We start from the raw sequence: 20100 nt of genomic DNA, 5'->3' as shown, positions 1-20100 counted from the left end.
ACTCAACTCCAAACCTTTAGTTATTAATTTAAAAAACAAAAGCCATGAGAACCTATTTTTTTAATGTACTTACCTTTATTTTTTTAGCTGTGATGCATGTTGGTTTTGCTAACAATGAATCTCCTAAAACAATCACCAAAAAGCAAACCATTAAAGTTGCTTTACTATTAGATACTAGTAATAGTATGGATGGTTTAATTAACCAAGCAAAAGCTCAATTATGGGAAATTGTTAATGAACTTTCTTATGCTAAATGCAAAGGAGATAATCCTAATCTTCAAATTGCTTTATATGAATATGGAAATGATTCTTTAGCTTCTGAAAAAGGTTTTATACGACAGGTAGTAGAGTTTACAAGTGATTTAGATGAAATTTCTGAGCGTTTATTTTCTTTAACTACTAATGGTGGTAGTGAATACTGCGGGCAGGTTATTCAGCATTCAATTAATGAATTACAATGGGGAAATAGTAAAGAGGATTTAAAATTAATTTTTATTGCAGGTAATGAGCCTTTTACACAGGGAAAAGTTCACTTTAAAGATGCTATTGCCGATGCTAAAGAGAAAGACATTACGATTAATACTATTTTTTGCGGAGCATATAACCAAGGAATTTCAGGTAGTTGGCAAGAAGGAGCTCATTTAGGTGGTGGTGACTATATGACAATTAATCATAATAAGAACATTGTTCATATTGTTACTCCTTATGACAATGACATTATTATTTTAAACAAAAAATTAAATAAAACATATTTATACTATGGAGCTCTTGGTGCTTCAAAATATGAAAAACAAGCTGTTCAGGATACTAATGCTCAAGAACTCGATGAGGTTGTTGCTGTAAAAAGAGCCGTAACCAAAAGTTCTAAATTATATTCTAATGCCTCATGGGATTTAGTTGATGCGTCTAAAGAAAAAAGTTTTTCTTATAAAGACTTAAAGAAAAAACAATTGCCTAGTGTATTACAAGATAAATCAACCGAAGAAATTGAAAAATACGTTGAAGAAAAAAGTAAGGAACGTAAAGCTATTCAACAAAAAATTCAGGAATTGAATAAGAAAAGAACCATTTATGTTACTCAAAAGCAAAAAGAAAATGCAAAAAGTAACGAGCTTGAAAGCGTTATTTTAAATGCTATAAAAAAACAAGCTAAAAAGAAAAACTACTCATGGTAGGTAGCATTTGGTTGGTTATTTAAAAAGCGAAGTGCACTACTTCGCTTTTTTTTATTGAACTAATAAATGTTGTCCTATATTAATTTCATTATTCTTTAAACCATTTATTTCTTTTAACTGTTTGACGGTAGTATTATGTCTTCTTGCAATTGAATATAAAGTATCTCCTTTTTTAACTTCATAATAATTTCCTACAGATTTTACCGGAGTGTATTTTGTTGTATCTTTAACAGGTTTTATTTTATCATAATCCATTAAATTGTACTTATGAATAAGCCCAATTAACTTTTGAGGATATCTTTTATCAGTTGCATACCCTGCTCGCTTTAAACCATATGCCCAACCTTTATAATCTGTATGTCTTAGCCTGAATAGTCCTGCATATCGTTTACGAGTTAATAAAAACTGAGAATGATCTTCATACGAAGTTTCCGGGTATTTATATTTTCTAAAACACTCCCCTTTTTCGTCATCATCATGAGTTACGCTTTTTCCTTCCCATCCTTTATGACATTTTATTCCAAAATGATTATTAGATCGAATAGCTAACGGACTTCTTCCACTTCCGGACTCTAATATTCCCTGAGCTAGAGTTATACTTGCCGGAATGTTATATTCATGCATTTTTTTTACGGCAATAGGAGCGAATTTTTCTATATACCCAAGTGTATTGTTTGTTGTTGTAGGATGTGTTCTTTTTATTTGTTCCAACTCCGGTATTTCCGGTATTTCTTCTTTATGCTCTACAACAATTCTTTTTTTATGAGAAGTTACAACCCTCTTTTTTGAACCACAACTGGTTAAAAAAAACAATCCTACTATTATTACAAATGCTGCTCTAAACTTCATTTTTAATTAAAATGTTATTTAATTATTTCTTCATCTTTTTTTCTTAATCTCTCATTAGCCCCTTCAATTCCCTGCAATCCACCGGTATGTATAGCTAAAATCTTACTGTAAGGAGGAAAGTCATTTTTGGCCACCTTATCCAAAATTCCATACAACATCTTACCTGTATAAATCGGATCTAACGGAATACCCGTTTTTTCTTTAAATTGGTTTATAAATGTTACCAGCTCTCTATCAAATTTTCCATAACCACCAAAATGATAGTTTAACTCCAAATCCCAATGATTATTTCTTTTTGAATACTTACAAATTTCTTCTTTTAAAAAATCACCTTTTAACGCCGGAAATCCTATAATTTTTTGATGTTCTTTGGCTGAATTTATTAAACCGGAAATAGTTCCTCCTGTGCCTACTGCACAACAAATATAATTGAATTTTTCATCTTCAGAAGTTAAAATCTCTTCACATCCCTTTACCGCCAGTTCATTAGTTCCTCCTTCTGGAACTATATACACCTCGCCATATTCTTGCTTTAGTATTTCAATAAACCGTTCAGAACTTTTTTTTCTATACGTTTCTCTTGAAACAAATTTAAGTTCCATGCCATTTTCAACAGCGTTTTTTAAGGTTGAATTTTGTTTTAACGTTCTATGTATATCATTTGCTAATTCATCTCCCCTAATAATTCCTATACTTTTTAAACCGGATATTTTAGTGGCAAATGCTGTAGCGGCAATATGATTTGAGTATGCTCCGCCAAAAGTGAGTAATGTAGCTAACTTTTGTTCTTGAGCTTTTTTTATATTATACTTTAGTTTTCTGAATTTATTACCGGAAACAAACGGATGAATTTCATCTTCTCTTTTTATAAAAAGCTCAACTTTTTTCTCTTTTAATATGGAAAGATAAATTTGTTGATTTTTAATAAGAATTTCAGAATTAAACATACAACGCTTAACTAAAGTTAGACACTTGCTCTTCCAATAATTCCCACTCTTCCATTAAAGTATCTAAAGTTGCTTTCTTTGCTTTATAATTTTCAAAGAAATTAGGTTTTGATGAAACCTCCTCATAATTTTGAGCTAACTCTAAATCTATTTGTTCAATCTCAGCTTCTAAATCTTGAATTTGATTTTCTACTTTGCTTACTCTATTCTTCAACTTTTTAAGTTCTTTTTCTTGTTCTTTTGATAGTTTATAAGCTTCTTTTTTTGAGGTACTTTTTTCTTCTTTTATTTCTGTTCTCTTTTCTGCATCACGTAAACTTTCCATTTGATGTTGTTCTAAGAAATAATCAATATCACCTAAATATTCTTTTATCTCTTTGTCTTTAAAACCATAAACAGTTGTTGTTAATCCTTGAAGAAAATCACGGTCGTGAGAAACTAAAATCAACGTACCATTAAAACTTTGTAGTGCTTTTTTCAATACATTTTTAGATGCTATATCTAAATGGTTTGTAGGCTCATCCATTATAAGTACGTTAAATGGAGATAACAATAATTTACACAAAGCTAAACGGTTTCGTTCTCCTCCTGAAAGTACTTTAGCTTTTTTATCAACAGTTTCACCTCCAAATAAAAAGGCGCCTAACATATCTCTCACCTTAGTTCTGTTGGTTTCATTAGCAGCATCTTCCATAATTTCAAGTACTGTTTTTTCCGGTGGAAGATATTCAGATTGATTTTGCGCAAAATAGCCTACTTCTACATTATGTCCTAGTTTTAAACTTCCTTCAAAAGGTATTTCACCAACCATCATTTTGGCTAGCGTAGATTTACCCTGACCATTTTGTCCTACAAAGGCTATTTTACTATTTCGTTCTATTAATAGACTTACATTTTCTAATACCTTTTTTTCTCCGTAGCTTTTTGATAATTGCGCGGCTTCTACAACAATTTTTCCGGGCTCTTTTGACACTTCAAATCGAACATTCATTACTGCATTATCATCCTGATCTACCTCAATTCTTTCTACTTTATCTAGCTTTTTTATAAGCGATTGAGCCATTGAAGCTTTATTGGCCTTTGCTCTAAATTTCTCAATTAATTTTTGAGTATGTTCTATTTCTTTTTCTTGATTTTTTTGAGCTTGTAATTGTTTTTCTTTGATTTCTGCTCGTAATTCTAAAAATTCTGAGTACGGCTTTTTATAATCATAAATTTGTCCTAGAGATATTTCAATAGTTCTATTGGTAACATTGTCTAAAAACATTTTATCATGAGATACCAACACAATAGCTCCGGGATAGTTTTTTAAAAAGTTTTCTAACCAAATGATTGACTCTATATCTAAATGGTTCGTAGGCTCATCTAACAGTAAAATATCATTATTTTGTAATAGTAACTTTGCCAGTTCAATACGCATTCTCCAACCTCCTGAAAAAGTATCAGTCAGTTTATCAAAATCACTTCGTTGAAATCCTAATCCTTGTAATATTTTTTCTGTTTCTCCTTGATAATTATACCCTCCTAACAGTTCGTAACGTTCATTTTTTTCGTTTAAATCAATAATCAATTGATTGTAACTATCACTTTCATAATCTGTTCTCTCAACTAATTGATTATTTATAGTACTAATCTCACCTTCCAGTTCTTTTATTTCGGTAAAAGCTTGATAGGCTTCTTCTAAAATAGTTCTTCCATGAACAAAATCAATATCCTGCCTCAAAAAACCTATACGTACTTCTTTATCAAAAGCTATGGTTCCTCCACTACTTTCCAGGTCTTTTGCCAATACTTTTAATAATGTTGATTTTCCGGCACCATTTTTCCCTATTAAACCAACTCTATCTCCTTTATTTAACTTAAAGGTTACTCCGGAAAACAAATCGGTTCCCATAAAAGAAACCGTTAAATTATGTACGTTTAGCATACTTTATTAACTAATTAATGTAATTTTGTAACCGTTGTTACAAGACATTTTCTTGTTATTGTTGAAATTTGCACAAACTTACAAAAACGAAATAGTTATTTAACCCCTTACCTTTAAGATATGTTTGGAAAAGGCCATAAATTATATAGTATTTTTAGAAATAAATGCCCACGTTGCCATGAAGGTGACTTTTTTAAATATAAAATTTCATTAAATCCTAAAAAGATAACTACGTTACACGATCATTGTCCAAAGTGTAACTTAAAATATATGATGGAGCCTTCTTTTTATTTTGGTGCCATGTATGTTAATTATGCTATTGCCGTAGCTCTTTTTGTAGCTGTTTTTATTATTTCGAAAGTATTTTTAGGATTTTCAATTTTACACAGCTTTATTACTGTTATAGTTATTTCATTATTATTAACACCTATCAGCTTGCGTTTATCAAGAATTATTTGGATCAACTTTTTTGTTTCTTATAATAAAAAAGCTAAAGAGTTACAAACTGAAAAAGATTAACTAAATCTTTTGATATCTATTTCAGAATCTAATTCTATTCCTTTTTCGAGGTAGTTAAATAAGCTGTTTGCAACTGTTGGAGCTATCATTACCCCACGAGTTCCTAATCCGTTTAAAACAGCTAATTTTTCATATTGTGGATGTTTTCCTACCAGTGGTCTTCTATCCTTAACCGTAGGTCTTATACCAGCTGATTGGTCTACTATCGTATAAGGTACAGAAATTACTTTATCTAGTTTTTCTTTTAATTCGTTTTTTCCTTCTTCTGTTGGAATAGAAGTTTTATCTGTCCAGTTAAATGTAGCACCAACTTTATAGTAATCATTTCCCATAGGTAAAACAAAAACAGTTGACTTTAATAAGAAGTCTATTTTTAATTCCGGAGCGTGTATTGTGAGTATTTCTCCTTTGGTTCCGTTTAGAGGTAAGTAATTAAAAAACGGGTTTTCTTTTAGTCCGTATCCCTCACAAAAAACTATTTTGGAAGCTTTTATATCTTTATACATAAGTTCTTCACTGATAGTTAATTCTTCGTAAGAAAACTTTTCTTCTAATAAACTATTCTTTTCTTTTAAATAACTTTTATAATTTTCGATTAACAACTCAGTATTAACTCTTCCTGTTCCGTTTAAAACACCAAATCCGTAATCTCCATTTACCCCTTCAATTTGTCCTTTTTCAATTTCAGTTTGCATATAATTAGATAAATTGGGTTTATCTAAGGCTACAAACCAATTATTTTGGTCTTTTATAGAAGAAAACACTTTTTTCGTATTAAATTTTGAATCAAATTTAACGCCTAACTTTTCTTCTAATTTTTTATACTTAGGTAGTGCATATTCTAATTGTTCGTGTCCATTCCAAGCGGGTGTAAATCGTTTTAAAATAACAGGATTATACATTCCTCCGGCAACATTAGATGATGTTTGTGAATCATCTTCAAAAACCACAAATGTTTTTTGGTTTTCAATTAATTTTTCTGTGAAGGCAATGCCTGCTAACCCTAGACCTACAATGATATAATCGACCTCTTTTTTCATAAAACAAAGGTAATGATAAAGCTCTAACCTATATACAAAAAAGAAGCGTTTACAATATGTAAACGCTTCTTTAGATTGTATAGAAATGAAATATTCAGAAATTAATAATTCCACATATCCATTTCTCTATCTCTAATTCCTTCTTTTATTCTATTCGCTTCTAAAAGTTGGAATAAAGAATTTCCTCTAACGTAATCTTTAATCGTTCTGTCACCATAAAGGTTTTCTTCTTTTTGAACAACAGAATTGAATCTACGAGCATTCAATAAGTTATCGTACGATATAGGTCTAGCAGAGTTTAACGGATTGAAAACTTTTGATTTATGTAAGGTTTCTCTTGCATCCGGATAAAACACCCAGAATAAAGGAAATACATCATCTTTGTTTTCAATTTCATCAACACCTAATACTTGAACATCCGGTCCCATTGGTGCAATTCCTAATAAACGATATTTTAACTCTCCTTGACGTTTATCAAAATACCATATACCTTTTAACATAAATCCTTTAATAAAATCAGATTTTATAGTATAAACATCGATATTACCATAACCATCATCTCTAGAGTTTTCAGTGGCTTGTTTTATCTGTTCCATACCTATCTTAGTGGTAAAATATGAATCATTATAAACCTCATTTATTTCACCATCTCTGATTCCTTTTAATAAAGAATCGTATAAAGATCGTCTGTTATTTCCTGCACTTACTGTATCAATTGGATAGTAGTAAGGTAAATTAATCTTTTGGTTTAAATCTACATACTCCCAAACTACCTTAGACCATAACACATCTCGATCACTAATATGACCGTATGGTAATGGTTTTTCATCCTCAGAAGCTATTTGAGCTTCAGACTTAAATCCAATTTCGCTTACCTTTTTAGCATTTAAAAGGTTTGCTTGGGCACTTGCATAACTTGTTGCTACAAGTGTTAATGCAACCATATAAAAACGCTTCCAATTCATACTTCTATAATTTTACTTATTAATTTGTAACTTCAATACTTACAGGCAATACCTTTTTAACCTTATAATTTGATCCTGAAACCGAAGCCTCGATATCAAAAATAGTGATTATATCGTTTCTTCTTGCTTTTTGTAAAGCTTGTTTTGCTCTAGCATTTAAACGTGTTCCTGTTACCGGTATTGTAAGTTGACCAGGAATTTGTATTTTAAAACTAGATACATTAAGTTTTAAATCGAATAAGAAATCAGGTAACCCGGCATCAACAACTACTTTTTCAACACTTGATTTAGGCATTTTTACCGTACCATATTGATTTCTTACCATACCTACTGCTGGTGGTATATCTTTTATTCTGAACTTTTTATTTGAGCTAACTCCTTTACCGTCAGGCAATGTACCACTTACTCTAATGGTTACTTCGTTACCACCTTGAGGGCTCATTACGTAACTATCTCCATTAACTCTTTTTAATCCAGGAGCACTAGCGTTTACTTTATTTCCTGGGATACCTGGTATTGATATTGTTAACGGGTTAGATAATCCACGGTATACCACATTCATTTTATCAGCTGATATTACAGCTTCATTTGGTTTTGGTATTACTGAATAAGAACTTTCAAAAGGTACAGGAACTTCTTCGCCATTTTCAGTAAAGAAAATTGTTCCTTTTATCTTTTTGTCTCCAACAGAACCCGCAGGCATGTCAACAATTACTCTACCATCTTTAAAGTTCTTATAGTCTTTTTCATCATTAAACTCAACTCTTGTTGGTTTTAACGTAGGGTCATATCTACCTAAAACTACCGATCCTGTTACTTTTTCACCTGGATAAAATGCATTTTTGTCTAAAGCAACAATACCATTATAGTTACTCATAGAAACTTCACTTTCTAACTGACCTCCAACTAATGCTGAATAAATTTCAGTCTCTGTAGTTTTAATATCACTCTGAATTTGACTAACGTTAGCGATAGAAGTAATTAAAGGCATTCCTTCATATCTACTTCTTAACCAAGCGATATCTTGTCCTTCAGCGGATTTATCAGGATTCGTATTGAATCTTTTTTCTATATTTCTTAGTATCTCAGCTGATGCTTTGTTTCCTAAGACCTCTTTTAACTTAGCGTTATAGTTATTAATCTCAGCTACAAATTTATCTCCTTCTTCAGTAAATTTATCTCCCTGAAATAATAATTCATCTACTTTATCCGGACTTTTTTGTGCTTCGTAATTAGTTTTATCCTCTTCTTTAATGTCTGCAGACATTTTTTCTTTTAAAGATGATAAGTATCCAAAAAAGTCATTTGATAATTCACTAACTTTTTTAGCTTTTTCATTTAAATCTCCAAACTTATCCGGTTGTTCACTAGCTTTTGTAGCTAAACCTTGTAGAGATTTTGTGTTATTAGAACTTGCAATTGTATTTGCGTCTTCTATTTTTTCTTTCATGAAACCGAACGATGATAAAACTTTTTTATCCATCTGCATTGCTAGCATTGCTAAGAATACCAGATACATAAGGTTAATCATCTTCTGCCTTGGTGATAGTTTTCCTCCTGCCATATTATATAAATTCTTTAAAGTTAATAATTAGATTTAAAAAGATCTAATTATCTATTAGACGACATTGCAGATAACATACCACCATATACTCCATTTAATGAAGATAAGTTTGTAGCTAACGATTCCATTTGTTCTTGTAAACGTTGAGAATTTTCAACTAAAGCAGAGTTTAACTCAGCTTGTTTAGAAGCATTTTCAACCTGAGTTGAATATAAACCATTTAATGACTCTAACTTAGCAGCTGCCATAGACATTTGCTCATTGTATTGATTAGTTGATGAAATAGTTGCAGATGTAGATGTTAATCCTTCTGCTGCTCCTTGGAAATTTTTAATACTATCACCTAAACTAGAGATTAAATTTGCGTCTAATTTAGCTTCTTTTAAAATGTTATCTAATTTTTGAGATAACATGCTTTGTGCTTCTTCCGGAGATGCTTCTTTTTTCTTGCTATTTAAAGAAGAGCTTCCTCCGGCTAATTCAGGATAAACTTTAGTCCAATCTAAATCCTCTTCTACCGGTTCAAAAGCCGAAAGAGCGAATACTAAAGCCTCAACTGCCATACCAATTGTTAACATAAGACCACCGGTAATAAAACCAAATTTAAAGTGCATAATTTTAAATAAAGCTCCAACAATAACGATAGCTGCACCTAAACCATAGGCCATGTTAAATAATTTCTTAGTTGATTTTGATTGTGCCATAATTTTTACTTTTTAAGGGAAATTAATTTGATTATTATTTATTTATTTGTTTTGGGTTCTATTTACTGGCTTTTATTTGTGCCTAAATAATCTTGTACCGTTCTAAATCCGATGTAACTTCTGGCAGTATCTGCATACTCCCAATCTCTTGAACTTACTTCTAAGAAATAAGCTACATCTTTCCATGATCCACCTCTGATTATTTTTCTTCTATTTTCTCTGTTTTCTACGTTAGGGTTCATTGTAGACCCCATATAGTAAGACATTTGATTGTACGCTGTGTTAGTCCACTCAGCTACATTTCCAGCCATGTTGTATAATCCATATTCATTTGGATTGTAAGATACAGCTTCTACAGTATATAAAGCACCATCAGCAGCGTAATCTCCACGAACCGGTTTAAAGTTTGCTAAGAAACATCCTCTATCACTTGTAGTACTTGGACCTCCCCATGGATACTTTGCAAAATTAAGACCTCCTCTTGCTGCATATTCCCATTCTGCTTCAGTTGGTAATCTGAAAGCCGGAACTAATCCTAATTTTTTCTTAGAACGTTGATAGCTGTTTTTATTTTTAGTTCTCCAATGACAAAAAGCTTTAGCTTGGTTCCAGTTAACCCCTACTACAGGATAATTTTCATAAGCTTTGTGAGCAAAATATTCTTGATGCATTGGATCATTGTATGAGTAATTAAAGTCTTTAATCCATACCGTAGTATCTGGATATACATTAATTACTTCATTTTTCATAAACTCTTTTCTGTCTTTTCCAAATCTTGCAGCATTTTCATTATCAAACCAATAATATCTGTAGTTTAATAATTTTGTATTAAAAGTTCGTATCCCGTTAAGAGCCTCATCTTTTTTAATGTATAAAGAATCCATTACTTCAACATAATCAGCATCCGGAAACTCTTGTTGGTCCCATATAATTTCTTCTCTCCAGTTTAATGGTTTTAAAGAATCTAATCCTGCTCCAACTTCATAGTAATTCTCACGCATATATTTTTCATATGGTGTTTCATTAACTGTATCTTTTGAAGCAAAGGCATAAAGTTGTATTCCGGTAGGTTTACTATCTGTTTGATCACCACTTGAAGCAAGCTCAGCTTGGTATGCTAATTTTGTTCTGGTAATAGAATCTCGTACCCAAAACACAAACTGCTTATATTCACTATTGGTTATTTCAGACTCATCCATATAAAATGGCTGTACTGTAACAGTTTTTGTTGGTGCATTCATTGCTCCTAATGGGTCTTCATCTTGTTTACCCATAGTAAAAGAACCTCCTGGTATTTTAGCCATCCCGTATGGTTTTTCAGCAAACCATTTTCTTTTTGATGTCACTCCCACCAACTCTCCTCTATCGCCACTAGAACCACCACAGGCGTATACGATAGACACTAATAATGCAAATACTGCTATTTTCTTCATACTTTATTCTTTTCTTATAAAAAGAGGCGTAAACCTATTATTTTTTTTATTAAAAAACAATTACGAGTTACAAAAAATAAGCTTTTAAAAGTTAACTCTCTTTTAGGCAAGCTTTTGCAACGCTTTAAACCACCTTTTTGGGATTTTTAGTTTTAAAGCTTCTTCGTAATCTCGATAGCTACATGGTATTAACGCATGTCTTTTGTGTTTATTATTCGATATTAAATTTATTTCCATCCACCAACGTCCACTTTTATCACTTTTATAAAAATTCAAAGGGTCGTCGTCATCTAAAACTACAGTATATTTCTCATAACTCTCTTTAGTTGCATAGGGATAATCATAAGCTCTATGATTTACTCCTTCTACAAAATACCAAATAATTTGTGCTATAAGTTTAGCTGTTTGATTATGTATATCTAAAGCTCCGTTATACTCATAGACACCAAAAGAGGTTACTTTGTCACTTATTCCGGCATATCTTGCTATTGCACAAGCATCTTCCCCATAAAATCCGTTAGGCGAAGCATTGCTATTTGCAGGTGCTTCACTTTGCCGTATACATCCAATATCAAAGCTTACTATATCTGCATCTCTTAATATAGGTTCAACCAAGGTAATGTCTTTAACTTCCCCTAATCTGTAAGCATCAAAATATAATTTATCTAATAAGAGAATCTCTTCTTGTGAATTAAAATAGGTTTGGTATCCTATATTACTATAATTAAACAGGTTGTTAGGTTCTTCCATAATTACTTTGCTCAGAAAAGATCTGGACAACATATCTTCTTCAGAAGTTCCTATATCAAATCTACTATCTACCGAAACAAGGTTTACGGTTTGTTCAAGTATATCATAAGCTCTATAGTTAGCATATGTTATGTCTTGACTTCCTCCAATAATTATCGGTATGATATTTTCTTTTAAAAGTGAAGAAACGGTTGTGGCAACGGCAAAATAAGTATCCTCAATTGTATTCCCTTGCTCAATATTTCCTAAATCTGCTATTTCAGCATGCCAATTACCAGCAAATAACTGATATAATTCTTTCCTAACATAATAGAGTCCTTCATAGCAGTTATACAATTCAGCACCTCTGCCTTCGGCAACTCCTAAAATAGCTATTTTTATTCCTGTTAAATCGGGAAATCCCTCTTTTTCTGTATGAAGTCTTACAGTTTTACCCAATACCATAGATGGCTGCGACAAAATGTGCGCAACTACCGAATTATTTACCGGTGAAAAGAAATCGACAATCATCTATTTAAGGGGATTAAAAGGTATTGCAATATACTAAAAAAACTATCTCTTCCTAAAAATACTTTATTACTTTTTTTTACTTGTCTTTTTTTTGGGACTCTTAGCCTCAATCATCTTAACAGCTTCTTCCTGAGTAAGTTTTTCGATCTCTACTGTTTTAGGAAGTTCTACTTTTACCTTCCCTTTTATAACATTATATCGTCCCCAACGGGCTTTTTCTACTCGAATTCCTACTTCCTCAAAATTATGAATCAGCTTTTCTCTTTCTTTCTTCTTTTTATCTTCAATAAGCTCAACTAAATCTGCTTGTGTTAAGTTATCAAAATCGTATTTTTTATTTACGTTGATAAAAATAGAATTCCATTTTATAAAAGGTCCGAAACGCCCTACTCCTTTTTGAACAGGCATTCCCTCATAGGTACCTATCGGAGCGTCTGCTTTTCTTTTCTCTTCTATTAACTCAATAGCTCTTTCCATATCAACCGACATAGGATTTTCTCCTTTATCAAGTGATATGAACTGACTACCAAACTTTACATAAGGTCCAAAACGCCCATTGGCAACTACTAATTCTTCTCCTTCATAATTACCTAGTGTTTTAGGTAATTTAAACAAATCCATTGCTTCTTCAAACGTAATCGTGTTCATGGTTTGATCTGCTTGAAGACTTGCAAATTTAGGTTTTTCTTCATCAGTAGCTTCACCTATTTGTACCATAGCACCAAAACGACCTAAACGAACATACACATTTTTTCCTGATTCCGGATCTATTCCTAATAATCTTTGACCACTAGCTCTATCAGCATTCGCAGCAACATCCTCTACATGTACATGAAATCCTTTATAGAAATCTTTGATCATTGAAGTCCAATCTTCTTTTCCTGATGCTATTTCATCAAACTCATCTTCTACTTTTGCTGTAAATCCGTAATCTAAAACAGTTTCAAAATTTTCTACAAGAAAATCGTTTACAATATTTCCTATATCGGTTGGCACTAATTTTCCTTTATCAGAGCCTACTTTTTCTGTTAATTTTTTCTCAGAGATTCTCCCTCCTTCTAAAGTTAACTGTGTATATTTTCTATCTTTTCCTTCAACCGTTCCTTTTTCTACATATTCTCTTCGTTGGATTGTAGAAATTGTAGGCGCATACGTTGACGGACGTCCAATACCTAATTCTTCCAAACGTTTCACTAAAGACGCTTCTGTATACCTAGGTGCTGGTCGTGTATAACGCTCTGTAGCAATTATACTTTCATTTTCAAGAACTTCATTTACTTCCATCATAGGCAACATTCCTTCTTGCTCTTCATCTTCATTGTCTGTCCCCTCTAAATATACTTTTAAAAAGCCTTCAAAAGTAATTACCTCTCCGTTTGCCAAAAACGTTTTATCATTTTTGTTATTATCTATTTTCACAGCTGTTCTCTCCAATTCTGCATCACTCATTTGCGAAGCGAGTGTACGTTTCCATATTAAGCTATATAATCGATCCTGATCATAATCTACAGAAATTTCATGACAAGACATATCTGTAGGACGGATAGCTTCGTGAGCTTCCTGTGCACCTTTAGCAGTTGTTGAATAGTTTCGTGGTTTGCTATATTCAGCTCCGTAATAACTTGTAATTTCTTTTTGAGCAGCTTTTTTAGCATCGTCAGATAAATTAACACTATCTGTTCTCATATACGTTATAAATCCGGCTTCATATAAACGCTGAGCCATCATCATAGTTTTAGCAACCGGAAATCCTAATTTTCTTGAAGCTTCCTGCTGTAATGTTGATGTTGTAAATGGTGCCGCAGGTGATTTTTTTGCCGGTTTTTTTTGTAGATCTGTAACCGTAAATATTGCATCAAGACAACTATTTAAAAACTCTTCTGCTTCTTTTTTGGTTGAAAAATTCTTCCCTAGTTTTGCTTTAAACTTCTTACTTTCAGAATTAACAAATTCAGCATCAACTCTATATGAAGCTTCCGGAGTAAACCCTTCAATTTCTCGTTCTCTTTCAACAATTAATCGAACGGCTACCGATTGTACTCTACCTGCTGATAATCCTCCTTTTACTTTTCTCCATAAAACAGGTGATAATTCATATCCTACTAATCTGTCTAATACTCTTCGGGCTTGTTGAGCATTTACCAAATTGTAATTAATTCTTCTTGGATTATCTACTGCTTTTAAAATTGCATTCTTTGTTATTTCATGAAAAACAATACGTTTTGTATTTGCTTCTTTTAATTTCAATTGCTCAAATAAATGCCAAGCAATTGCTTCTCCTTCACGATCTTCATCGGAAGCTAACCATACTGTATCTGCTTTTTTGGCTAAATCTTTTAGTTTTTTTACTACCGATTTTTTATCGGTAGAAACAATATATTTGGGTTTAAAATCACCTTCTACATCAATCCCCAATTCTTTTGAAGGTAAATCTGCAATATGACCAAAGCTTGATTCTACCTGAAAATCTTTTCCTAAAAATTTCTCAATAGTTTTCGCTTTAGCCGGTGACTCTACTATAACTAAATTCTTTGCCATACTTCTAACTCTTATCTAAACCACACCACGATATCATGGTTATTTTCAGTTTGCAAAAGTAGACACTTTTTTTTTATTTGGCCTTTTATTACGAAAAATTACTTTTTTTAAATAAAATTTTACACAATTAATTTCTGTCATCTTGTCATAGATTACCTTTTTTGGTTGTATCTTTGCAATCTATTTTTTATCACGATTTTAAGAATTATATGGAGCACGTAGAGAAAGTTATAGACGAGAAAAAGCAAGGTAAGCCTTTATTAACTGAACAAAAAGAAAAGAATACAAAAAAACTTTTTATTGAAAGTTATGGTTGCCAGATGAATATGAATGATAGCGAAATTGTTGCGTCAATTCTTTCAGAACAAGGTTTTAACACTACCGGAAATATAGAAGAAGCCGATTTAGTATTGGTAAATACTTGTTCTATTCGCGAAAAAGCTGAACAAACAGTTCGAAACAGACTTGAAAAATACAATCATGCTAAAAAACGTAACCCAAAAATGAAGGTTGGTGTTTTAGGTTGTATGGCAGAACGTCTTAAAGCGAAATTTTTAGAAGAGGAAAAAATTGTGGATTTAGTAGTTGGTCCTGATGCTTACCGTGACTTACCTAATTTAATTGAAGAGGTTGAAGCCGGTAGAGATGCAGTAAATGTTATTCTTTCTAAAGAAGAAACTTATGCAGATGTATCTCCTGTACGTTTAAACTCTAATGGTGTATCGGCCTTTGTTTCTATAACTCGTGGTTGTGATAATATGTGTACTTTCTGTGTAGTTCCTTTTACCAGAGGTCGTGAACGTAGCCGTGATCCAAAAAGTATCCTTGAAGAGATTCGTTCAATGCAAGAAAAAAATTATAAGGAAATTACCTTATTAGGTCAGAACGTAGATTCATATTTATGGTACGGAGGCGGATTAAAAAAAGATTTTGACAAAGCTTCTGAAATGGCTAAAGCAACTGCTGTTAACTTTGCTGATTTATTAGATATGTGTGCTACCGAATTTCCAAAAATGCGTTTTAGATTTTCAACTTCTAATCCGCAAGACATGACTTTGGATGTTATTCATATTATGGCTAAGCATAAAAATATTTGTAAATACATACACCTTCCTATTCAAAGTGGTAGTAATAAAATGTTGGAAGCTATGAATCGCCAACATACCCGAGAAGAATATTTAGAACTAGTTGAAAATATTTATAAAATAATTCCTGAAATGAATTTAAGTCAGGATATTATAGCTGGTTTCTGTGGTGAAACTGAAGAAGACCATCAAGATACACTTGACTTAATGAGTAAAGTAAAATATAGTTTTGGCTTTATGTTTGCTTACTCAGAAAGACCCGGAACCCTAGCTGCTAAAAAGATGGAAGATGATGTACCTTTAGAGACAAAAAAACGTAGGCTTCAAGAAATAATTGATTTACAACAAGAACATAGTTTATACAGAGCTAAAGAACATGTTGGTAGAATTCAAGAAGTTTTAATTGAAGGAACTTCAAAAAAGAACCCTAATGAATGGAAAGGGCGTAACACACAAAATACGGTAGTGGTATTTCCAAAAGAAAATTATAAAATGGGAGAGTTTGTTAATGTAAAAATTGAAGATTGTACTTCTACAACTCTAAAAGGTACCGCCGTTGGATATTCTGATAATAATTAAATTTTGCTAATGGAAAAAGAAATAGTCATTTATCCTAAATATAACTTTAAAAATTTTGTTTTACCAAAAACTTTTTTTTCAAACGAGAAACTAGAAAAATTCAAACATCTAATTAAAGAATTAAATTTTTAAGTAACTGGCATGGAAAGTTTACAAGCAACAAAACAACGATTTGGAATAATTGGTAACGATGTTCAACTTAATAGAGCTATTGAAAAAGCGATACGAGTTGCCCCTACTGATATTTCTGTGTTAGTTGTTGGAGAAAGTGGTGTTGGTAAAGAAAATATTCCAAGAATTATTCATCAACTTTCACACAGAAAACATGCAAAATACATAGCTGTAAACTGTGGTGCTATTCCGGAAGGAACAATTGACAGTGAATTATTTGGTCATGAAAAAGGAGCATTTACCGGAGCTACGCAAGCACGTAAAGGTTATTTTGAAGTAGCAGACGGAGGTACTATTTTCTTAGATGAAGTTGGCGAACTTCCGCTTACCACTCAAGTACGCTTATTACGTGTTTTAGAAAACGGAGAGTTTATAAAAGTTGGTTCATCACAAGTACAAAAAACAAATGTTCGTATTGTTGCCGCAACCAATGTTAATATGCACGATGCGATAACTAAAGGAAAGTTTAGAGAAGATTTATATTACAGGTTAAGTACTATTGAAATTTTCCTTCCTCCACTAAGGCAACGTGGTGAAGATATTCATTTATTATTTAGAAAATTTGCAGCAGATTTTGCTCAAAAATATCGCATGCCTGCCATCCGATTAGAAGATAATGCCGTTAGAATGTTAGCTAACTATAATTTCCCCGGAAATATTAGGCAATTGCGTAACATAGCAGAGCAAATTTCTGTAGTAGAAGAAAACAGGAATATTACACCTGAAAAACTTGCTCAATACCTACCAAATATACAAGGTAATTTACCGGCAGTAGTAAACAATAACAACACCCATAAAAACGATTTTGCGAACGAACGAGATATTATGTATAAAATCTTGTTTGACATGCGAAATGATATTAATGATTTAAAAAAACTAACGTTAGATTTACTTAAAGAAGGAAATTCTAAACAAGTTAGAGAAGACAATCATCGATTAATACAAAAAATTTATCAAGAACAACAAACAGAAGAAATCCCTGAAGTTGAAGTAGTCCAGATTCCTAAAACACCTAAACAAAGTAATTACGATTTTGTAGAGGCTATTGAAGAAGACGAAAGTTTATCATTACAAGATAAGGAAGTTGAAATGATAAAAAAATCACTTGAAAAAAATAACGGGAAACGAAAACTGGCAGCAAAAGAACTAGGAATTTCTGAAAGAACACTTTATAGAAAAATTAAACAATACGATTTATAAAAAGTTCTTTTAAGTATTTTTACCAAAAACACAGGAAATGAAAAAAGTTTTTCAACTACTATTCATCATCTCAATAACAATCACATTTATAGGCTGTGGTGTCTATTCTTTTACAGGTGGAAACACAGGAAATGCTAAAACTATTCAGGTTGACTTTTTCCCTAATCAAGCACCAATTATTGAGCCTACACTAAGCCAACGTTTTACTCAAGATTTACAAGATTTATTTACACGACAAACCAATCTTACTTTAGTATCGAATGGTGGTGAATTGCATTTTGAAGGTGAAATTGTTGATTATCGAATTACTCCTATGAGTGCGACTGCAAACCAAACAGCAGCACAAAACCGATTAACTATTGTTATAAATGTTCGTTACACCAATAACTTAGAAGAAAAAGATAATTTTGAAAAACAATTCTCATTTTATCATGATTATGGTGCCTCAGAACAACTTACCGGTTCTGTATTAGAAGCAGCTTTAGATGAAATATTAGAACGTATAACTCAAGATATTTTTAACGCCTCAGTAGCTAAATGGTAATCTCATATTTTGATTATAAATAATTATATACAAGCTATTATTGAAACCAATTCTTTTCAGGAAGAAGACACACATCAGTTAAAATCTTTAACTGAAAAATACCCTTACTTCCAATTAGCGAGAGCCTTGTATTTAAAAACATTAAAAAATAATGAAAGCTTTAAATACAATAATGAACTAAAAATAACGGCGGCATATACAACTGACAGAGAAGTTTTATTTGATCTTATAACTTCGGAAGATTTTCAGCAAAAAGAAAAAACTGAAGAAAAAAAGCCCCCGATATTAAAAAGTCTGGTTCTTTCTAAAGTTAAAAACTCACAGCTTGACAAAGCTATCGAAGAATTGTCTATTGGTAAACCTCTATCTTTTACAAAAAGTGAAGCTTTTTCATTTAATCAATGGTTAGAACTTTCTTCTAAAAAAGTTATCATCAGAGATATTTCAGAAGAAAATGAACCAAAAAAATCTGAACAAGAAGAAATTATTGATCGTTTTATAGAAAATAACCCAAAAATTTCCAGACCAGTTAAAGGTAATAACTCAGATGTTAAAGCTCCGGAAACCCAGCAAAATAACCAGCTTATGACTGAAACTTTAGCTAAAGTTTACCTTGAACAAAAAAAATATGACAGTGCTATTCAAGCTTATAAAATATTAAGTTTGAAATATCCAGAAAAAAGTGGTTTCTTTGCAGACCAAGTCAAAAGAATTAAAATTTTACAAAACAATAAATAATGACTACATATACTTTACTTTTAGTTTTAATTTTAGTGGTTGCAGTAGCACTAATTTTAATTGTAATGGTACAAAACCCTAAAGGAGGAGGTTTATCTTCATCTTTTGGTGGTGGTGCTCAAAACATTGGTGGTGTACAAAACACTAATACTTTTTTAGATAAAACTACTTGGACTTTAGCTATTGCTATGTTTGCTTTAATTTTATTATCAAACTTTGCTATTCCAAGAGGAAATGTTGAAAATGCACCTCAATTAGATGAAACATTAAAAGGTGTTGAAACAACTACTAACAATACTACACCTGCTGCTAATACTGAAACAACTAAAGACAGCGTAAAGTAAATTATACTTTAATTTAAAATATTACAAAATGTCAACGTGTCATTAACGTTGACATTTTTTTTGTGAAAAATTCATGCTTTTTGAAAAAGTGTCAGCATTCATGCTATGGCATAGTTTCTGACTAATTACATGGTAAATCAAAAAAATTAATTTAATTAAAATATATAAAATGGGATTAAACATTAAACCTTTAGCAGATAGAGTTCTTGTAGAACCTGCTGCAGCAGAAACTACTACCGCATCAGGGATTATTATTCCGGATAACGCTAAAGAAAAACCACAAAAAGGAACTATTGTTGCTGTTGGAACCGGCAAGAAAGACGAGCCTTTAACGGTAAACGTTGGTGATACTGTTTTATACGGAAAGTACTCTGGTACCGAATTAAAATTTGAAGGAAAAGACTATCTTATTATGAGAGAAAGTGACATTTTCGCTATTATCTAAAATCAGTTTAACAAACTAACAATTCAAACTAATCGTAAATTTAGGTTTATTAAAAACCAGAATTAAAATCTAA

Annotated in this window: 18 protein-coding genes; 8 read left to right on the top strand and 10 right to left on the bottom strand. The window is 31.8% G+C overall.

What is annotated here, in order from left to right; all coding sequences use genetic code 11:
- Positions 1-44: 44 nt before the first annotated feature.
- Positions 45-1175 carry a hypothetical protein gene (locus ACQY1Q_RS08665; RefSeq protein WP_431004909.1) on the top strand — a complete coding sequence of 377 codons (1131 nt, stop codon included), beginning with the start codon at positions 45-47 and terminating at the stop codon, positions 1173-1175.
- A gap of 51 nt (positions 1176-1226) precedes the next feature.
- On the opposite strand, the gene ACQY1Q_RS08660 is transcribed toward ACQY1Q_RS08665, so the two are convergent.
- From ACQY1Q_RS08660 to ACQY1Q_RS08650, 3 genes are read right to left on the bottom strand one after another with little or no spacing between them, the layout of a single operon-like run.
- Complete coding sequence (locus tag ACQY1Q_RS08660; protein ID WP_431004908.1) at positions 1227-2024, bottom strand: glucosaminidase domain-containing protein; 798 nt, start codon at positions 2022-2024, stop codon at positions 1227-1229.
- 14 nt (positions 2025-2038) lie between these two features.
- Complete coding sequence (locus ACQY1Q_RS08655) at positions 2039-2971, bottom strand: 1-aminocyclopropane-1-carboxylate deaminase/D-cysteine desulfhydrase (RefSeq protein ID WP_431004907.1); 933 nt, start codon at positions 2969-2971, stop codon at positions 2039-2041.
- A 7-nt stretch (positions 2972-2978) separates the two neighbouring features.
- Positions 2979-4898 (bottom strand): ATP-binding cassette domain-containing protein, encoded by a 1920-nt coding sequence (locus ACQY1Q_RS08650; protein WP_431004906.1) that lies wholly within the window; start codon positions 4896-4898, stop codon positions 2979-2981.
- A gap of 120 nt (positions 4899-5018) precedes the next feature.
- Between ACQY1Q_RS08650 and ACQY1Q_RS08645 the strand changes: the two genes are divergently transcribed.
- Positions 5019-5417 (top strand): DUF983 domain-containing protein, encoded by a 399-nt coding sequence (locus ACQY1Q_RS08645; protein WP_431004905.1) that lies wholly within the window; start codon positions 5019-5021, stop codon positions 5415-5417.
- Here ACQY1Q_RS08645 and ACQY1Q_RS08640 read toward each other — a convergent pair.
- The 7 genes from ACQY1Q_RS08640 to topA all read right to left on the bottom strand — a co-directional run bounded on the left by ACQY1Q_RS08640 (position 5414) and on the right by topA (position 14921).
- Positions 5414-6457 carry an NAD(P)/FAD-dependent oxidoreductase gene (locus ACQY1Q_RS08640; protein WP_431004904.1) on the bottom strand — a complete coding sequence of 348 codons (1044 nt, stop codon included), beginning with the start codon at positions 6455-6457 and terminating at the stop codon, positions 5414-5416. The genes ACQY1Q_RS08645 and ACQY1Q_RS08640 overlap by 4 nt on opposite strands.
- Before the next feature lie 101 nt (positions 6458-6558).
- On the bottom strand, positions 6559-7422 hold the full coding sequence (gene gldN / locus ACQY1Q_RS08635) for a gliding motility protein GldN (RefSeq protein WP_431004903.1): 864 nt from the start codon (positions 7420-7422) through the stop codon (positions 6559-6561).
- A gap of 19 nt (positions 7423-7441) precedes the next feature.
- A complete protein-coding gene (gldM, locus tag ACQY1Q_RS08630) occupies positions 7442-8986 on the bottom strand; it encodes a gliding motility protein GldM (protein ID WP_431004902.1) in 1545 nt (514 codons plus the stop codon).
- Positions 8987-9033: 47 nt separating this feature from the next.
- A complete protein-coding gene (gene gldL / locus ACQY1Q_RS08625) occupies positions 9034-9690 on the bottom strand; it encodes a gliding motility protein GldL (protein WP_431004901.1) in 657 nt (218 codons plus the stop codon).
- Between the two features lie 62 nt (positions 9691-9752).
- Positions 9753-11123: a gliding motility lipoprotein GldK gene (gene gldK / locus ACQY1Q_RS08620; protein ID WP_431004900.1), complete on the bottom strand. Its 1371-nt coding sequence runs from the start codon at positions 11121-11123 to the stop codon at positions 9753-9755.
- A gap of 102 nt (positions 11124-11225) precedes the next feature.
- Positions 11226-12383, bottom strand: coding sequence for a formimidoylglutamase (locus tag ACQY1Q_RS08615; RefSeq protein WP_431004899.1), 1158 nt, complete (start codon positions 12381-12383; stop codon positions 11226-11228).
- A gap of 66 nt (positions 12384-12449) precedes the next feature.
- Positions 12450-14921 carry a type I DNA topoisomerase gene (topA, locus tag ACQY1Q_RS08610; RefSeq protein ID WP_431004898.1) on the bottom strand — a complete coding sequence of 824 codons (2472 nt, stop codon included), beginning with the start codon at positions 14919-14921 and terminating at the stop codon, positions 12450-12452.
- A 209-nt stretch (positions 14922-15130) separates the two neighbouring features.
- Here topA and miaB point away from each other — a divergent pair, with 209 nt between their 5' ends.
- From miaB to ACQY1Q_RS08580, 6 genes are all read left to right on the top strand, one after another.
- The gene (gene miaB, locus ACQY1Q_RS08605; protein WP_431004897.1) at positions 15131-16585 is read left to right on the top strand and encodes a tRNA (N6-isopentenyl adenosine(37)-C2)-methylthiotransferase MiaB; all 1455 of its coding nucleotides are present in this window, start codon (positions 15131-15133) and stop codon (positions 16583-16585) included.
- A gap of 141 nt (positions 16586-16726) precedes the next feature.
- Entirely contained in the window at positions 16727-17956 is a 1230-nt protein-coding gene (locus tag ACQY1Q_RS08600) for a sigma-54 interaction domain-containing protein (protein ID WP_431004896.1), read from the top strand.
- 37 nt (positions 17957-17993) lie between these two features.
- Entirely contained in the window at positions 17994-18500 is a 507-nt protein-coding gene (locus tag ACQY1Q_RS08595; RefSeq protein WP_431004895.1) for an LptE family protein, read from the top strand.
- Between the two features lie 9 nt (positions 18501-18509).
- Positions 18510-19238, top strand: a complete 729-nt coding sequence (locus ACQY1Q_RS08590) for a hypothetical protein (protein WP_431004894.1) — start codon at positions 18510-18512, stop codon at positions 19236-19238.
- On the top strand, positions 19238-19582 hold the full coding sequence (gene secG, locus ACQY1Q_RS08585) for a preprotein translocase subunit SecG (protein ID WP_431004893.1): 345 nt from the start codon (positions 19238-19240) through the stop codon (positions 19580-19582). The genes ACQY1Q_RS08590 and secG overlap by 1 nt, the downstream gene beginning before the upstream one ends.
- 169 nt (positions 19583-19751) lie before the next feature.
- Positions 19752-20027, top strand: coding sequence for a co-chaperone GroES (locus ACQY1Q_RS08580; protein WP_431004892.1), 276 nt, complete (start codon positions 19752-19754; stop codon positions 20025-20027).
- The last annotated feature ends 73 nt before the right edge of the window (positions 20028-20100 follow it).

The organism is Tenacibaculum sp. TC6 (assembly GCF_050606265.1).
Taxonomy (GTDB): Bacteria; Bacteroidota; Bacteroidia; order Flavobacteriales; family Flavobacteriaceae; genus Polaribacter.
Note: the sequence above shows the minus strand (reverse complement) of the source record. Positions and strands in the feature narration are given on the sequence as shown.

What these genes read in the sequence shown, in the direction of transcription:
- gldM (WP_431004902.1), bottom strand. Translation starts at nt 8,986, where the DNA reads ATGGCAGGAGGAAAACTATCACCAAGGCAGAAGATGATTAACCTTATG.
- gldK (WP_431004900.1), bottom strand. Translation starts at nt 11,123, where the DNA reads ATGAAGAAAATAGCAGTATTTGCATTATTAGTGTCTATCGTATACGCC.
- ACQY1Q_RS08580 (WP_431004892.1), top strand. Translation starts at nt 19,752, where the DNA reads ATGGGATTAAACATTAAACCTTTAGCAGATAGAGTTCTTGTAGAACCT.
- secG (WP_431004893.1), top strand. Translation starts at nt 19,238, where the DNA reads ATGACTACATATACTTTACTTTTAGTTTTAATTTTAGTGGTTGCAGTA.
- ACQY1Q_RS08660 (WP_431004908.1), bottom strand. Translation starts at nt 2,024, where the DNA reads ATGAAGTTTAGAGCAGCATTTGTAATAATAGTAGGATTGTTTTTTTTA.
- gldN (WP_431004903.1), bottom strand. Translation starts at nt 7,422, where the DNA reads ATGAATTGGAAGCGTTTTTATATGGTTGCATTAACACTTGTAGCAACA.
- ACQY1Q_RS08650 (WP_431004906.1), bottom strand. Translation starts at nt 4,898, where the DNA reads ATGCTAAACGTACATAATTTAACGGTTTCTTTTATGGGAACCGATTTG.
- ACQY1Q_RS08655 (WP_431004907.1), bottom strand. Translation starts at nt 2,971, where the DNA reads ATGTTTAATTCTGAAATTCTTATTAAAAATCAACAAATTTATCTTTCC.
- miaB (WP_431004897.1), top strand. Translation starts at nt 15,131, where the DNA reads ATGGAGCACGTAGAGAAAGTTATAGACGAGAAAAAGCAAGGTAAGCCT.
- topA (WP_431004898.1), bottom strand. Translation starts at nt 14,921, where the DNA reads ATGGCAAAGAATTTAGTTATAGTAGAGTCACCGGCTAAAGCGAAAACT.
- ACQY1Q_RS08665 (WP_431004909.1), top strand. Translation starts at nt 45, where the DNA reads ATGAGAACCTATTTTTTTAATGTACTTACCTTTATTTTTTTAGCTGTG.
- ACQY1Q_RS08615 (WP_431004899.1), bottom strand. Translation starts at nt 12,383, where the DNA reads ATGATTGTCGATTTCTTTTCACCGGTAAATAATTCGGTAGTTGCGCAC.
- ACQY1Q_RS08640 (WP_431004904.1), bottom strand. Translation starts at nt 6,457, where the DNA reads ATGAAAAAAGAGGTCGATTATATCATTGTAGGTCTAGGGTTAGCAGGC.
- ACQY1Q_RS08600 (WP_431004896.1), top strand. Translation starts at nt 16,727, where the DNA reads ATGGAAAGTTTACAAGCAACAAAACAACGATTTGGAATAATTGGTAAC.
- ACQY1Q_RS08595 (WP_431004895.1), top strand. Translation starts at nt 17,994, where the DNA reads ATGAAAAAAGTTTTTCAACTACTATTCATCATCTCAATAACAATCACA.
- gldL (WP_431004901.1), bottom strand. Translation starts at nt 9,690, where the DNA reads ATGGCACAATCAAAATCAACTAAGAAATTATTTAACATGGCCTATGGT.
- ACQY1Q_RS08645 (WP_431004905.1), top strand. Translation starts at nt 5,019, where the DNA reads ATGTTTGGAAAAGGCCATAAATTATATAGTATTTTTAGAAATAAATGC.